General features: G+C 48.6%; 15 protein-coding genes and 1 riboswitch. Of the genes, 13 read left to right on the forward strand and 2 right to left on the reverse strand.

Features of this window, described 5'->3' with window-relative positions:
- Positions 1 to 76: 76 nt before the first annotated feature.
- The 9 genes from ACFSUF_RS23155 (at position 77) to ACFSUF_RS23195 (ending at position 10,538) form a co-directional block, all read left to right on the forward strand.
- Positions 77 to 1,618, forward strand: coding sequence for an ABC transporter substrate-binding protein (locus ACFSUF_RS23155; RefSeq protein ID WP_377607071.1), 1,542 nt, complete (start codon positions 77 to 79; stop codon positions 1,616 to 1,618).
- Positions 1,619 to 1,809: 191 nt separating this feature from the next.
- Complete coding sequence (locus tag ACFSUF_RS23160) at positions 1,810 to 2,772, forward strand: ABC transporter permease (protein WP_377607073.1); 963 nt, start codon at positions 1,810 to 1,812, stop codon at positions 2,770 to 2,772.
- A gap of 33 nt (positions 2,773 to 2,805) precedes the next feature.
- Positions 2,806 to 3,708 (forward strand): carbohydrate ABC transporter permease, encoded by a 903-nt coding sequence (locus ACFSUF_RS23165; RefSeq protein ID WP_377607075.1) that lies wholly within the window; start codon positions 2,806 to 2,808, stop codon positions 3,706 to 3,708.
- 193 nt (positions 3,709 to 3,901) lie between these two features.
- Complete coding sequence (locus ACFSUF_RS23170) at positions 3,902 to 4,720, forward strand: sugar phosphate isomerase/epimerase family protein (protein WP_377607077.1); 819 nt, start codon at positions 3,902 to 3,904, stop codon at positions 4,718 to 4,720.
- Complete coding sequence (locus ACFSUF_RS23175; protein ID WP_377607079.1) at positions 4,717 to 6,510, forward strand: alpha-L-rhamnosidase C-terminal domain-containing protein; 1,794 nt, start codon at positions 4,717 to 4,719, stop codon at positions 6,508 to 6,510. The genes ACFSUF_RS23170 and ACFSUF_RS23175 overlap by 4 nt, the downstream gene beginning before the upstream one ends.
- Before the next feature lie 136 nt (positions 6,511 to 6,646).
- Positions 6,647 to 6,829, forward strand: a riboswitch (Lysine riboswitch).
- 90 nt (positions 6,830 to 6,919) lie between these two features.
- Complete coding sequence (locus ACFSUF_RS23180) at positions 6,920 to 7,768, forward strand: transporter substrate-binding domain-containing protein (protein ID WP_377607081.1); 849 nt, start codon at positions 6,920 to 6,922, stop codon at positions 7,766 to 7,768.
- A gap of 63 nt (positions 7,769 to 7,831) precedes the next feature.
- Positions 7,832 to 8,551, forward strand: a complete 720-nt coding sequence (locus ACFSUF_RS23185) for an amino acid ABC transporter permease (protein WP_377607083.1) — start codon at positions 7,832 to 7,834, stop codon at positions 8,549 to 8,551.
- 17 nt (positions 8,552 to 8,568) lie between these two features.
- The gene (locus ACFSUF_RS23190) at positions 8,569 to 9,318 is read left to right on the forward strand and encodes an amino acid ABC transporter ATP-binding protein (RefSeq protein ID WP_377607085.1); all 750 of its coding nucleotides are present in this window, start codon (positions 8,569 to 8,571) and stop codon (positions 9,316 to 9,318) included.
- A gap of 188 nt (positions 9,319 to 9,506) precedes the next feature.
- Positions 9,507 to 10,538, forward strand: coding sequence for an Atu2307/SP_0267 family LLM class monooxygenase (locus ACFSUF_RS23195; RefSeq protein ID WP_377607604.1), 1,032 nt, complete (start codon positions 9,507 to 9,509; stop codon positions 10,536 to 10,538).
- A gap of 38 nt (positions 10,539 to 10,576) precedes the next feature.
- Here ACFSUF_RS23195 and ACFSUF_RS23200 read toward each other — a convergent pair whose 3' ends face one another.
- On the reverse strand, positions 10,577 to 11,491 hold the full coding sequence (locus tag ACFSUF_RS23200) for an HD domain-containing phosphohydrolase (protein WP_377607087.1): 915 nt from the start codon (positions 11,489 to 11,491) through the stop codon (positions 10,577 to 10,579).
- A gap of 20 nt (positions 11,492 to 11,511) precedes the next feature.
- The gene (locus ACFSUF_RS23205; RefSeq protein ID WP_377607089.1) at positions 11,512 to 11,925 is read right to left on the reverse strand and encodes a hypothetical protein; all 414 of its coding nucleotides are present in this window, start codon (positions 11,923 to 11,925) and stop codon (positions 11,512 to 11,514) included.
- Between the two features lie 347 nt (positions 11,926 to 12,272).
- On the opposite strand from ACFSUF_RS23205, the gene ACFSUF_RS23210 reads away from it, so the two are divergent.
- From ACFSUF_RS23210 to ACFSUF_RS23225, 4 genes are read left to right on the forward strand one after another with little or no spacing between them, the layout of a single operon-like run.
- Positions 12,273 to 12,650 (forward strand): GntR family transcriptional regulator, encoded by a 378-nt coding sequence (locus tag ACFSUF_RS23210; protein ID WP_377607091.1) that lies wholly within the window; start codon positions 12,273 to 12,275, stop codon positions 12,648 to 12,650.
- A 3-nt stretch (positions 12,651 to 12,653) separates the two neighbouring features.
- On the forward strand, positions 12,654 to 13,376 hold the full coding sequence (locus tag ACFSUF_RS23215) for an ABC transporter ATP-binding protein (RefSeq protein WP_377607093.1): 723 nt from the start codon (positions 12,654 to 12,656) through the stop codon (positions 13,374 to 13,376).
- On the forward strand, positions 13,377 to 14,120 hold the full coding sequence (locus ACFSUF_RS23220) for a hypothetical protein (protein WP_377607095.1): 744 nt from the start codon (positions 13,377 to 13,379) through the stop codon (positions 14,118 to 14,120).
- A 2-nt stretch (positions 14,121 to 14,122) separates the two neighbouring features.
- Positions 14,123 to 15,199, forward strand: coding sequence for a DUF4097 family beta strand repeat-containing protein (locus tag ACFSUF_RS23225; RefSeq protein WP_377607097.1), 1,077 nt, complete (start codon positions 14,123 to 14,125; stop codon positions 15,197 to 15,199).
- Positions 15,200 to 15,211 lie beyond the last annotated feature (12 nt).

A 15,211-nucleotide genomic window follows, 5' to 3' on the forward strand; every position in this document is an offset into this window, starting at 1 on the left:
TTACGATAAATGACAAGGTGCACGCCTTACAAGCGGCACAAGGAAATTATATTCATCATTAGGGGAGGAATTAAGGTTGAAGATCAAAGCAGGTATTGTAAAATTTGTCTTGCCATTGGTGCTCATTAGTTCCATGGCCATCGCCGGCTGCAGTAACGGGAATAATGAAAATGCAGCAAAGGAAAATGTTGCTCAGGGAAATTCAGCGAACTCGGAACTGCCGCCGATCGAACTGGATTGGTACTACACAGGTCCAGGTCCGCAGAAGGACGTCGAACTGATTGAAGAAAAGATGAACAGTTATCTGAAGGATAAAATCAACACGACTGTGAAGCTGCATGCTTTAGATTGGGGAAGTTACGATCAGAAAATATCGACACTTCTTGCCTCCGGCGAGAAAATCGACCTGGTTGTAAGTAACAGTTGGGCATTTCAATACCCTAATGCTGTAGCTAAAGGTTTGCTGACCGATCTAACGCCATTACTTGATAAATATGCACCCGAAACGAAGAAGCTTCTTAGCGAACGGAATTGGATCGAGCCCCAATCCATTAATGGCAAGGTGTACAATCTTCCGGCCATTAAAGAGATGGCTTCCCAAGCGGGTGTGATGTTTAACAAAGATCTGGCTGATAAGCTTGGCATTGATCTAACGAAGATCAAGACCTATAAAGATCTGGAAGCAGTTTTCAAAGCTGTAAAGGAAAAAGATCCTTCGATTACGCCATTTGTCATGACAAGCGGGCTGTCCGTGTTTCATGCCGGTCTGGGCTGGGATATGACACTTGCGAATTCCATCAGTTATGCCATTCATTTGGATACGGCGACGGATAAATGGGCACCAGTTTTCGAAAGTCCCATCTATAAAGATTATTTAGTCACAACAAGAAAGTATTATACAGAGGGATATATTAATAAAGATGCAGCAACTTTGAAAGACCTTGCTCCTCTAGTGAAATCAGGAAAAGCGTTCAGCTATCCGACGCAGTTAAAGCCTGGAAACGACAAAGAAGCTTCTAAATCAAATGGTGTAAATCTATATCAAGTTCCGTTGTCAAAAGTAGTCTCTACGCAAGCGGATCTAACGAACTCCATGATGGCCATTCCTACCACTGCGAAAGATCCTGCCCGTTCTCTGATGTTCTACAACTTGATGTATACAGACCCTTACCTAATCAATCTTATGGATTATGGGGTAGAGGGAGTGCACTGGGTATGGTTAGACAAAGAGAAACAGATTATCGATTTCGCTCCTGCTGCTAACGGCGGCAAAGACTCGGGCTGGAACCATGGGACCAACTGGCTTTTCGGCAACCAGCTGTTGTCTTACATCTTTAAAGGTGAAGACCCGAACAAATGGAAGAACTTTGAGGAGTTTAACAAACAAGCGGTTAGAGGCCCTGACTTTGGGTTTACGTTCGATGCAGAACCCGTGAAAAAAGAAGTAGCCGCACTTAAAAATGTCGATACCGAATATAGGGATTCCCTGCTTTCGGGTTCGATCGATCTTGATAAGTACCTGCCGGCCTTTGAGAAGAAAGCTAAGGATGCCGGATTGATGAAGGTCATCGATGAGATGAACAAACAATACGAAGCTTTTAAGGCTAAGAAGAAATAAGAAGGTATGCGTTGAATGACTGCCGGGATTCCTCGGCGGTCATTTTTTTGAGGATTTCAAATCTAAACAAAAGTCTAGATTTCAAACCCCGGATACGTACCAAAATGCAACCAAAGTGTACATTGCGAAATAGGCTTCGATTCCATTCTGTTTTATGATGCTCATATCAAAACAAACATAGGAGGATGACTATGAGTAAAGCGTTACACCGGATGAAATCAGGTCCGTCTTTTTTTCGGGAGTTCCGTCGAAATAAAGCTCTGTTCCTTATGGTATTACCGGGTGCATTGCTATTCTTTCTGTTAAGTTATTTGCCCATGCCGGGCGTGCTGATCGCGTTTAAGGATATGAAGTTCTTTTCAAGCAATCTGTTTGTGAATTTCTTCGACAGCGAGTGGGTATTATTCGATAACTTTCAGTTTTTTATTAACTCACCGGACGCCTTTATTATCACGAGAAACACCATTCTGTACAATCTCGCCTTTATCGTCCTTGGAAATGTATTCGCAGTGGGGCTTGCTATTCTCCTTGATGAGATCAAGAGCAAATATTTTGTAAAAGCTTATCAAAGCGCCCTCTTGATGCCATACATTCTTTCCTGGATTATTTTGAGTTACATCTTATATGCCTTTTTGAGTCCGGATCTGGGTTTCATTAATAAAAGGATTTTGGAGCCGATGGGCCTTCCCTCTGTCATGTGGTACTCGGAAACGAAGTATTGGCCGTACATCTTGTTTCTGTTAAACACGATAAAGTATACCGGCTATAACACGATTATTTATCTTGCGGCCATTGCGGCCATTGATGAAAGCTACTATGAAGCAGCAGCCATGGATGGGGCCAATAAGCTGCAGCAGATCAGAAAAATTACCGTCCCCATGCTGTCAGGCATCATTATTGTCATGATTTTACTGGGGATAGGCAGAATCTTTAACTCTGATTTTGGACTTTTCTTTCTAACACCTATGGAGAGCGGGCCCCTGTTTAATGTCACGAACGTTATCGATACCTATGTATTTAGAGCATTGAGAGGAACGGGAGACATCGGCATGTCAGCGGCGGCAGGGCTGTATCAATCCATAATGGGCTTTATCTGTATAGTTACAGTGAACTGGTTGATTAAAAGATATGATCCGGAAAAGGCGATTTTCTAGTGTCGGGAACCTTGAGAAGGGAGAGAGATCAATATGAATAAATCTAACAAAGTCAACGAAGTCAAACCTGTGTGGAAGCTTGTCATTCATTGCATCATAGCAGTCTATGCCATGCTGTGCGTGATTCCATTCTTTCTGGTAGTCGCGATTTCCTTTACGGATGAGAAGACACTGGGCTTGAACGGTTATTCCTTCCTTCCGGCAAAGCTGTCGCTCGACGCTTACAGCTATATTTTATCCGGAAGCAGCATGGTCCTCCAAGCCTATGGAATTACGATCGTGGCCACCTTCGTCGGTACATTCCTTGGGCTGCTGGTTACTTCTCTTTATGCGTATGCCATCTCCAGAAAAGATTTTAGGTACGGGAAGTTTTTTACAGGCTATGCCGCGGTTACGATGCTCTTTAGCGGCGGACTTGTTCCTTGGTATTTGGTTTGTACCCAGCTGCTGCATTTAAACGATACCTTTTATGCTTTAATTATTCCTTATTTGATCAATGCTTTTTTCGTTATCATTATGAAGACCTTCTTTCAGAGCGGGGTTCCCGATTCCATTGTCGAGTCCGCTAAGCTTGACGGAGCGGGGGAATTCCGGATCTTCTTCTCCATCGTGACAAGAATTTCACTGCCTGCCTTCGCCACTGTGGGATTGTTTCTCGCATTGACTTACTGGAACGATTGGTGGCTCCCTATGATGTTTATTGAAGAGCAATCTTTAGTGAACCTCCAATTCCTGTTATACCGGATCCAAAATAACATGGTATTCCTTACCTCAAACCTAGTATCTGCTGATGCAAGCGCCTCCGTGGCGGAGATGCCTGCAGAGAGTGCGCGGATGGCTATGGCTGTCCTGGCCACGGGTCCGATCGTACTTGCGTATCCTTTTGTGCAGAAATACTTTGTTAAAGGGCTTACGCTGGGTGCGGTGAAAGGGTAGATAAATGAATAAGTAGCAGATTAACGCGCAAGAAGACGCGCAAGAGACGCCAGGTGGAAACGCCTCGGCGTCTTCTTGCGCGTTACTTAGTGAATTCGGACAAAAATCTACCCGAATGACAAGAGGATATTATTTATGAATCGGGGCCCGCTATCTAAGATAAGTAGAGAATACGATATCGAGGTGAGCATTCATGAATATTCAAATTTTAAAGTCCATATGGGGTATGTCGGGAGAGATGGAAGAGCAGTTTGCGCAAATGGCCGCTGCCGGTTATAACGGAATCGAACATACTCCTCTGGAAGGTGCGGATATTACCAGATTTAGACGTCTTGCTGAACAATACGATTTTACGACAGCGGTATTGTGCTTTGCAAACAACGAGGCTGAGGCGGAATATGCCATACTCAAAGCCGCAGAGTTGAATCCGAGAGTCATTGTCATTCATAGCGCCAAAGACAGCATGTCATGGGACGATCAGCGCCGATACTTCGAGCATGCGCTGAGGATCGAGGAGAAGGCCGGCATACCTGTCGCTCATGAGACGCATAGGGGCAGAGCGATGTTTACCCCCTGGCATACGGCTCAACTGCTTACTCATTACAAGGAATTGAAGATAGCTGCCGATTTTAGCCATTGGGTATGCGTATGCGAATCGCTGCTGGAGGATCATGCCGCCGCCCTTGAACTTGCTTGTGAAAGAGCCATTCATATTCATGCGCGGGTAGGGTTCGCCGAAGGACCTCAGGTGCCGGACCCAAGTGCGCCTGAGTATGCTCTGGAGCGCCAAGCCCATTATGACTGGTGGAAACGAATCGTAACACTGCACACCGAACGAGGAAAACAAGCGTTGACGATTACGCCGGAGTTTGGGCCGATTCCCTATATGCATGCCGTTCCTCACACACGGACTCCGTTAGCCGATCTATGGGATGTGTGTGATTGGATGAAACAGGATCTCAGGCGGGAACTATCCCTTTTGCCTGGCGTCACGTGCGAGGTGCGCAAATGAGAATCTCCTTTTCACCACAGGAAAGAAGGCTCGTTCCGGATGGATTCGCGCCGTTCGAACTTCAGCCGGGACAGAAGGTTCGCTTTGACTTTCAAGTAAAGCGGGCAGGGCTGCTTCATATGGAATTAGACGGCTCGGCTGCTGCGCGGTCGCAGATACGCTATGCCTACACGAGCGACGAAAGGCTGTTCCCTTCCCTGTATCGCTGCTTCGAGGATGAAGCATGGGTTGCCGGAAGATTTCCGGCTTATGTGAGAATGCGCCCTTACGGCCAACTGGATCAATGGCTCTCCGGGGAAGAGGGAGCTTATCTGTTGGAAGAGGACTTGACGGTTCTTCGTTATCTCGAACTGGATAACCGTTCTAGCGAACCGCTGTCCATCCGCCGATTATGGCTCGATTATACCGCTGCGCCTTTTCAACACGTCGGGGGCTTCGAATGCAATGACGATCTGATCAACGAATGCTGGGCGATGGGGACGTATACGGTAGAGCTGTGCAGTCAGCCTTCGAAATATACGCAGCGATCGTTGCAAGGTCCTTATTCGGACTATGTGATCTGGGACGGCGTTCGCCGGGACAAAGACATCTGGGGTGGAGATCTCAGGCCTGCTTCCTTAACTGCTTTATATGCCTTTGACCAGCCCGAGATTGTCAAGAATACAATAGAATTGCTTTTAACTCTCCAACACACAGAAGGAGAGGAGCAAGGCATTATCCCAGGCAGCGGTGCCTATGGCCAGATCTTCTATGAATGGACGATGTGGACCATCGTTAATTTGTGGGAATACGTATTACTGACAGGAGATCTGGCGTATCTGCAGGCTAATGTGGGCAGGTTATGCGATGTCGTGGCATGGATGAACAAGCGAATGGAATCGGATGGCTTGATCAGCGGCCTCAACAGCTGGATGTATTCGATTGACGCTCGGGGCAAGATCAGCGGCTTGGCGATGGCGCAGAAGGCGGCTTGGGATGCACTTGTTCAAATGTTCTCTCTTGTAAAGCATCCAATGCAGGAGTATTGCCGGCAGCAGGCGGAAAGAACGAAACGTTCCATCCTTGCTCAGTTCAGTGTGCCGAGCAATCCTCTCTTGACGATGATACCTGCAGGCACGAAGGATCGGGATCGATTTGCGATCGACGGAAACTTGTGGGCGATTCTTCATGATGTGGTCGATCCCTCAAGAGGGGAGCAAATCTTGCAGGAGATTGAGAAGCAGTTCTGGACAGAACGCGGCTCGATTAATGTCGTTCCTGTGTTCGACGAGGCAGTGGACGGTGCATGGTGGTGGGACGTACTTCCGCAACAATCCGCTGTTTGGCGGCACAACAATAATATATGGCCATACATGTCCGCTTACGAGACGTTGGCAAGCTTCCACGCAGGTCGGACGGATCGTGGGCTGGAAGTCATGCGGCGTGTCGGACGAAGCCATCTGGAGCAAGGTCACAAAACCTACTGGGAAATGATGAATCTTGACGGCGGTCTTCCGATTGGCGATCGGGGAGACACGTTATCTCTCACTCATGCCTGGGGCGGAACGGGCAGCTATGGCTTGCAGGCGTATGTTGCCGGCATCCAACCCTTGGCGCCAGGGTTCGGGAACTTCTCCGTTACACCGTCTCTGGGATCCCTCGATTGGGTGAAGGCAGAGGTTCCAACTCCACACGGAATCATTGAAGTGGAAGCGGAGCGTACCAAGAGCGGCGAGATTAGAGGCACCGTGAAGTATCCGGATCAGACGGAATGTCAGGTTAGTGCGGGGATGGAGAAGCTTAGAGGCTAACTAGAATTTTCATACGAATTCATGGGATCATACTATAAATTTATACTTCCTACCATATTCAACCACTGTTTAAATATTGACAACCTCCATGCCATATAGCATACTTATCATAACTGAATATCACCTCACACTTTCATGGTGAGGTAGAGGCGCGGTGTTTAACAGTTCATAGCGGAGCTTGAGAAGGCGAAGAGGCTATGGAGAAGGAAAGGCCGCCGAAGCGGGTAATATGCTCAGTATTACGCGCTGGGCCTGCAGTTAAGAGCTGTAGGACTGTCTCAATAGACCACCCAGTTTATTGAGTTGCGCTATCTTCCAAGGGAAGCAGAGGTATGTTGGTACTATACATAGTGCGGCCTGAGCTGATCTCGGGCCGCTTTTTTATTATTTTATCAGGGGGAATTTTACTATGAAAAAGAGAACAAAACTAGTTTCAACACTGTTATTGTCGGCAGCAATTCTATTAGCGGGATGCGGATCGAATGAAACGGCCGGGTCCAGCTCTTCTAACTCCGGATCCAAGGAGACGTTCAAAGTAGGCATGGAAGCGGGTTATGCTCCATTTAACTGGTCGCAAAACGACAACTCCAATGGCGCGGTAGCGATCAAAGGGTCTGCTGAATTTGCAGGCGGGTATGATGTGGAAATCGCGAAGAAAATCGCAGAGGGCCTAGGCAAAGAGTTGGAAATCGTGAAAACCGAGTGGGACGGGCTTGTTCCGGCACTGACTTCAGGCAAGATCGATGCAATTATTGCGGGGATGTCGCCTACGGCAGAACGTAAAGAAACCATCGACTTTTCGGAAAACTACTATAAATCAAATCTGGTCATGGTCGTGAAAAAAGGCGGCAAGTACGAAAACGCCACGTCCATCCAAGATTTCAATGGGGCTAAAGTAACCGCACAGCTTAACACGTTCCACTATTCGGTCATTGACCAAATCAAGGGCGTATCCAAGCAAACGGCAATGGACAACTTCCCTGCGATGCGTGTAGCCCTGGAGTCCGGCATCATCGACGGATACGTCTCCGAGCGTCCGGAAGCAGTGAGTGCTTCTGCAGCCAATGAGAACTTCGCGATGGTAGAATTCAAGGAAGAAGGCTTCCAAACCTCCGAGGATGACACAGCGATTGCGGTCGGCCTGAAAAAAGGCAGCGAAGATACAGCGAAAATTAACGAGGTTCTCAAAGGCATCACCGAAGAGCAGCGCACAGCGATCATGGATACTGCTATCAAAAACCAACCAGCTGCCAAATAACATAACGAGAAGCCGGCTGTATTCCGTACAGTCGGTTTTTAAATACAGGAGGCATATCGAATTATGAGTTTAGACTGGATCCTCAAAATTGTAGAAGAGAACTGGCCGATGTTCCTTCGCGGGGCAGGCATGACGCTGCTCATTTCCCTAGTCGGCACGATCATCGGCGCCATTATAGGATTATTGGCGGGCGTGATCCGAACGATCCCTGCGCCAACACGCATGGGACAACGAACCCTGCTGAATGGTGCAAATCTCCTTTTGACGGTATATATTGAAATTTTCCGGGGAACCCCTATGATCGTGCAAGCCATGGTCATCTACTACGGTTCTGCATTAGGGCTCGGCCTAGACATGAATGTCTTGACGGCTGCCTTCCTCATCGTTTCTATCAACACGGGAGCTTACATGGCGGAAATCGTACGTGGCGGCATCCTTTCGATAGACAAAGGACAGTTCGAGGCGGCTCAGGCGATCGGCATGAATCACATGCAAATGATGATGAATATTGTGCTGCCGCAGGTGGTTCGCAATATTTTACCGGCTACGGGCAATCAATTCGTCATTAATATCAAAGACACTTCGGTGCTGAACGTGATTTCCGTATCGGAACTGTACTTCCTGACCAAATCGGTCGCCGGCAATAACTTCCGGTATTTTGAATCCTTCTTTGTGGCGTGTGTGATTTATTTAGTAATGACGTTAACGGTAACGAGGATTTTGCGGCATTTTGAAAAGAAACTGGACGGCCAAAAAAGCTACACGATGGAGCCCGCAAGATAAGGAGGAGACTGCGACCTATGAACAAAGTCATCGAAATACAAAATCTAAGTAAAAGCTATGGCGCCAACACTGTGCTGAAGGACATCGGCTTTTCGGTCAACCACGGCGAAGTAGTCAGCATTATCGGCTCCTCCGGCTCCGGGAAATCGACGCTGCTCCGGTGTATAAACCTGCTGGAAACTCCAAACGGCGGGCAGATCAACTATCGCGGGCAAAATATTCTCGACGGCAAACACGACATTCCTTCCTACCGGACGAAAATGGGGATGGTGTTCCAGCAGTTTAACCTTTTTGAAAATCATGATGTGCTGAGCAACTGTGTGGTAGGCCAGGTGAAGGTGCTGAAGCGCTCGAAGGAAGAAGCGGAGCGCATCGCCAGAAAGCATTTGAAAGTGGTAGGCATGGAAGCTTATATTAATGCGAAGCCGAAGCAGCTGTCCGGCGGCCAAAAGCAGCGTGTAGCGATTGCCCGGGCATTATCCATGGAACCGGATGTGATGCTGTTTGATGAGCCTACCTCCGCCCTGGACCCCGAGATGGTCGGCGAGGTGCTCAAGGTCATGAAGGAGCTGGCGAACTCCGGCCTTACGATGCTGATCGTGACGCATGAGATGGATTTCGCACGGGAAGTGTCGGATCGGGTCGTGTTCATGGACAAAGGCGTGATCGCAGAAGAGGGGACACCAGAGGAGATTTTCACCCGGCCTAAACAAGAGCGCACAAGGGAATTCTTGAAGAGAACTATGGCCCAGCATAGTCAGGTTTAAATAAAAGCTCCTCCCGCGGACCGGAATCCGCGGAGGGAGCTTTTGTGCTGCAGCTACGATGATCGTCCCGGCATGTAGTTAGAACATAGCGGCCGACTGCAGGATTCGTTATAATTTTTCATAGGAATGAAGACAATGATCTATATTATGCAAAGTGACAATAAATCATAAAGGAGCAATCGATGGCAATGGAAATTGGAATCAGTACATTTTTGGAGGCATCGCCCGACGGGCCTTTGGGGCCGGGGTTGAGCCATGCACAACGGATTCGGAATGCGGTGGAGGAGATTGTCACCGCTGACCAGGCAGGGCTTGACGTGTATGCGATCGGTGAACATCACCGGCCGGATTATGCCGGATCCGCTCCTGCAGTCATTCTGGCAGCGGCTGCAGCGAAGACAAGCCGTATCCGTTTATCCAGCGCGGTTACGGTATTATCTTCGGACGACCCTGTTCGTGTGTATCAGTCGTTCTCTACCCTGGATGCGATTTCGGACGGACGGGCCGAGATTATGGCGGGCCGGGGCTCGTTTATCGAATCGTTCCCGTTGTTCGGTTACAGTTTGGATGATTACGATGAATTGTTCGAAGAAAAGCTGGAATTACTGCTTCGAATCCGCGAATCGGAGAAGGTTGAATGGCCTGGAGGGCACAGGGCTGCAATCCCCAATCTAGGCGTATACCCGCGTGCGGTTCAGCAGCCGCTCCCGGTCTGGATTGGTACCGGAGGGAGCCCTGAGTCTGCTGTCCGGGCCGGGGTGCTGGGGCTTCCGGTTGTTTTTGCCATTATTGGAGGAATGCCTGAGAGGTTTGCGCCTCTGGTTGAACTGTATAAACGTGCGGCAGCCAAGGCAGGCCATGATGTGTCCAAACTCCCGATTGCTACGCACTCCCATGGCTTCATAGCTGATACTAAGGCTGAGGCAGAAAACTTGCTGTACCCGCATTGGCAGCACCAGTCCACCGTAATCGGACGTGAACGCGGATGGAGCGGGACGTTCGACCGGAATGCTTTCGACGCAGCCAACAGCCTGCGCGGTGCGCTCTACGCCGGGGATCCGGAATATGTGGCGGAGAAGATTATTCTGCTTCGCAAAAACTTGGGAGTGACCCGTTTTCTGATCCATATGGATGCAAGCTCTATTTCCCATAAGGATACACTTAAAGCGATTGAGCTGCTCGGAACCAAGGTGGCTCCGATCGTGCGTAAGGAAATATAAATGAAAGAGACCCGGTACCAAGAGTACCGGGTCTTTCTTTAGGATGGATCTATCAATCCGTCTGCAAGCAGTGCTTTCTCAAACGCTTCGACAATGTCGCGGTTATAATGGACGCCGATGAGACTCTTGATCTCATTCAGGGACTGCTTTCTGTCCATTCCCTTACGATAAGGCCGGTCCGAAGTCATAGCATCGAATGTATCTGCGACGCTTATAATTTGGGCCTCCAGAATAATCTGGTCGCCTTTCAAGCCATTAGGGTAACCCGAACCGTCAAGCCGTTCGTGATGCTGCAGTATAATTTGGCCGATTTGATCATAATAGGAAGACTGCACCATGTCATATCCATCGGCAGCGTGCCTCTTTACGATTTCAAACTCTTCTTCCGTCAACGTTCCGGTCTTGTTCATGATCTCAGCGGGGGTATTGATTTTGCCGACGTCATGAAAGAGGGAAGCGAAATATAAATTTTCCAATTTATCTTTGGACAGCTGCAATTCTTTCGCAATCTTCAAAGAGTAATCCTGCACACGGACGCTATGCTGATACGTATACTGATCTTTCTCTTCGATCTGTTTGACAATGGCAGTTAAATTCTCGATACTCTTGCTGATAAAGTGGAAGAACGGCTGGGTTGAGAACCAAAGTATGCTGACATCCGTTTGAGCCTTAAAGTATACAGGGTCTTCCAGATCCTTCACATAGAAGTAATCGCCTGTATGCAGGCTGATCCGTTCATCCTTCTTATCATATGTACAAGTGCCTTCCAGTATAAAGAAGAACTCCATGGTATCGGCATGCTCACCGGGGAACACATAAAAGGTTTTCTCCGCATTGATCTTCTGCAGAATGACTTCCGAACCGTCACCTCTTGCAAGAAGGCTTAGTTCTGAGGATTCATCAATAGTTTTTTCTAAGAAGATCCCGTTAATCCCCAGATGAAGCCCTCTCATTCTTTACCCTCCAACTAGTATTAGTGTCCTACTCGCAGCGGGTCGATCCATACTTTGCGGTCGCCGATTTCCACTTCTACCAGCTCGCAAATAATTTCATATCCTCTGGATTCGCCGTACCGTTTCGTATTCTCTGCGAGGGCATTCGTTTCATTAATCAGGACGGCGATCAGTTTGTCCAGCTCCTGATTCGCTTTGGCAAAAATCTCTTCAGATCGAGCCGCATTGGTGCTTGCCTCTTCTTTAGCTTCTGCGAGAATCTCGTCCGCACGCTCATCTGCTTCCGCAATCTTCTCGCTAATTTCTTCATTTGTTTCCTGAACTTGCTCCAGCACCTGCTGATATACCGTATCATCATTAGCTGCGTAGGTACTTGTGACGCTTACGTTTAAAAATAGAAATGCACCGAGTAAAACAACCGCCATTTTTTTCATAGAAACCCCTCCAATAGTATCATATTTGTAAATCACCAATCCAATAGAAAACCAGGGCTGGCAACATTTGTGCCTTAGAACATTATGGTAATTCTAGTATAAGTCCTAGGTACTCTTTCAACAACAGATTTCTTCTGGTTTTCTGAAGTATTATGTTAAAAAGTCACGGTCATGGACAAAACTTTATGCCAAAAGAACTACACTGATTCGGTTAACGAACTCCACACACGCTATTCCGGCCAAAGACCGCAGAATTTACCTTATTGACAACTGGCCCCAATCCACATATTCTAATAGTGCACTAGTTCAATAGTGCACTGGCTCGCGGTTAGAAGGAGGGAATGTGGTTGCAGCTTAATTTTGACAGCCCGAAACCGATTTATTTGCAAATGGTGGATGAGGTGAAGAAGGCTTTGGCTAGAGGAGAACTGTTACCCGGAACGAAGATTCCGTCACATAAAGAGCGGGCTCAAATGTCGCAGGTCAATCCGAATACAGTGCAAAGGGCATACCAGGAGATGGAGCGGGAGGGCCTGACGGAAACGCTGCGGGGGCAAGGGACGTTTATCAAGAACGATCCGGCGATGCTGCTCAGAATCCGTTCCGAGATGGCGCAAGCTGCGGTGCAGCAATTCATAGAGGAAATGGATGGTTTGGGCATCGAGCCGACTGAGATGGAAACGATGCTGAAGAACCAATTATATAAAGGGACAAAGGGGGGATAAACGATGGAGAATCTACATACTGCTTCGCATGAAAATGTGGTTGAGCTGAAAGGGATCCATAAGAAATATATACTCAAGCACGCTTTGCGGGGAATTGATCTCACCGTCCAAAGGGGCCGCATTATCGGGCTGCTCGGACCTAACGGAAGCGGCAAATCTACGCTGCTCAAAATGATGGCAGGCCTGGTCTATCCTACATCCGGAAGCATTCTTGTGAACGGCAGGGAACCGGATGTGCGCAATAAGCAGCACGTGGCTTATTTGCCGGAAATCGATCATCTGTACGGATGGATGACGGTAAAGCAGACGTTAGCCTATATCTCCAATTTTTATACGGATTGGCAGGAAGAGAAGGCGGCTTCCATGCTTGCGGCGATGGAACTGGACGGGAATCAGAAAGTCCGGAACCTGTCCAAAGGCATGCGGGCCCGGCTGAAGTTGATTGCCGCCTTGTCGCGCAATGTTCCGCTGGTGCTGCTGGATGAGCCGTTCTCCGGGATCGATCCCTCATCCCGTGCGAAGATCATCCGCCTGATTCTGCAGGAATTTCAGTCCGATGAGCAGACGATCGTGCTGTCCACGCACTCGGTGAATGAGTCCGAGCCCATGTTTGACGAAGTGATCTTCCTGCAGCAAGGCCGAGTCCGGATCTTCGATACGGCGGAGAACCTCCGCTCAGAATATGGTTGCTCCTTAGAGAAAATATGGGAGAAGGTGTACGGTTAAATGGGGTTCAGTAATTTATGGAAGAAGGAAATCAGAAGTCTTGCTCCTTTGTATGGAGTGTTTTGTGCCGTAGTGCTGCTGCTGCATCTGATTCTTTTATATAAAAGGGCGTATCTGGACGAAGAGGTGCTTATCGTAGTATCGCTGTTCATGCCGTTTCTCTTCGTATCCGCTATGGCCATTGGAACGGGGTACTATCAGCTGCATACGGAGTGGCGGACCAACTCGATTTATTTGCTGCTGTCCCTTCCCATACGCGGATGGAAGGTGCTGACGGCCAAACTGGCGGCGGTCTTTGCCCTGCTGCTGGCATCCTCGCTCTGGATCGGCGTAAGCTTTGCCCTGGTTCTGTTGAAAGTAGCCTGGGAAGAGGTCATCGGGCCCGAAGAATTACCGCCGCTGTTCCCATCGTTATTCAATATAGCTCTCAACACGTTTTGGATTTACTGTCTGGTAACCTTGTTCCTGCTTCTTTTGGTCCAGTTTACCTTTCTCTGCGGGCAGCTTACGGCAAAATTCAAATGGCTGGTTATGACCTGCGCGTGTTTCGGAACTTTGTGGCTTGTGCTGCGGATCAGCCCTGTCCTGTCTGATTTGCTGCTATGGGCTCCGGAACTGATTTACGGCGGGAACGATACCGAGGTCATTTATCTGCATCCCGGACCGTTTGCCGTATTGCTGCTCATTAGTGCAGGGCTGCTGGCATTAAACGGATATATTTTCGAGAAAGAAGTGGAGGTGTGAAGATGTCTTTTCGCAAAAAAAGAACCGTTCTTCTCTCCTCTGTCGTCATTTTGTTCGTGCTTATGATTTTGGATGCTTCCATCCGGAAGGAAGAGATGTTGGAAATGTTCTCGGAGCAGTTTGTGAATGTGCAGCGGACCGAAGCTCATGAACAAACTCTGCATGGTGAAACCGCGGAAGAGCAGCGTCAAGTGGAGATGGACCGACAGGGGATTGAAGAAGTGCTGCTGACCGGCATCGGCGTGAACATGTCCATACAGCGCGCTGGAGGCGAGAAAATCCGGCTGGAATACAACGTGAAGGTTTCCGGCTCCTCGAAAGAGAAACTTGCCGCAGAACTTAACCGGATCACGGTTCAAGCGGAAACCAAGGACGGGAAACTGATGTTCCGGGCCCTGTCCGCCGGCAAGCCGATTCATTCCGATTGGGTCTTCATGGAGTACACCCTCTACCTGCCTGATTCATTAAGCCTTCGGGTGGAGAACGAGGGAGGAGCGGTTCGTGTTCAGGCTGCCCGCGGCGATGTGAAAGTGAAGCTGGCTAGAGGGATGCTGGAGATCTTGGATGTAGAAGGGAATATATCTGTCGAGTCCTCCCTAAGCAATATTTATGTAGCGGACATTGTCGGGAATCTCGACTTGAACAGCCACAATGGCCAGACGAATGCGGAGCAGATTCAAGGCAAAGTTCATCTCCAGAACCAGTACGACCAGACCCGGATTCGGAAGATCCAGGGAGGGGTAACCGGTACAACGCTGGCTGGTTCGATTCAAGTGGAGGAGATATCGGGACCTGTTGCTCTCCAAGGCAGGGAAACGGCGATTCAGGCAGCAAACGTACTTGGAGATCTGCAATTACTCGCAAAAACAGGGGAAATCAGGCTTTTGATTCCTGAGAAAGAAGGCTACCGATTGGATGCCGCTGCAACTAACGGGCGGATCCTGACCCATCTTCCACTGCCAATGGTTACGGACCGCGACGGGGAGTATACGGAACGGATAAAAGGCATCATCGGTGAGGGCGCCTGGAAGGCGGATGTAAAGGCCGATTCGGCCGATATCATCATTCAGCACAAATAAGAAGTCTATTTA

This window comes from Paenibacillus gansuensis, assembly GCF_042684925.1.
Classification (GTDB): Bacteria; Bacillota; Bacilli; order Paenibacillales; family DY6; genus Paenibacillus_N; species Paenibacillus_N gansuensis.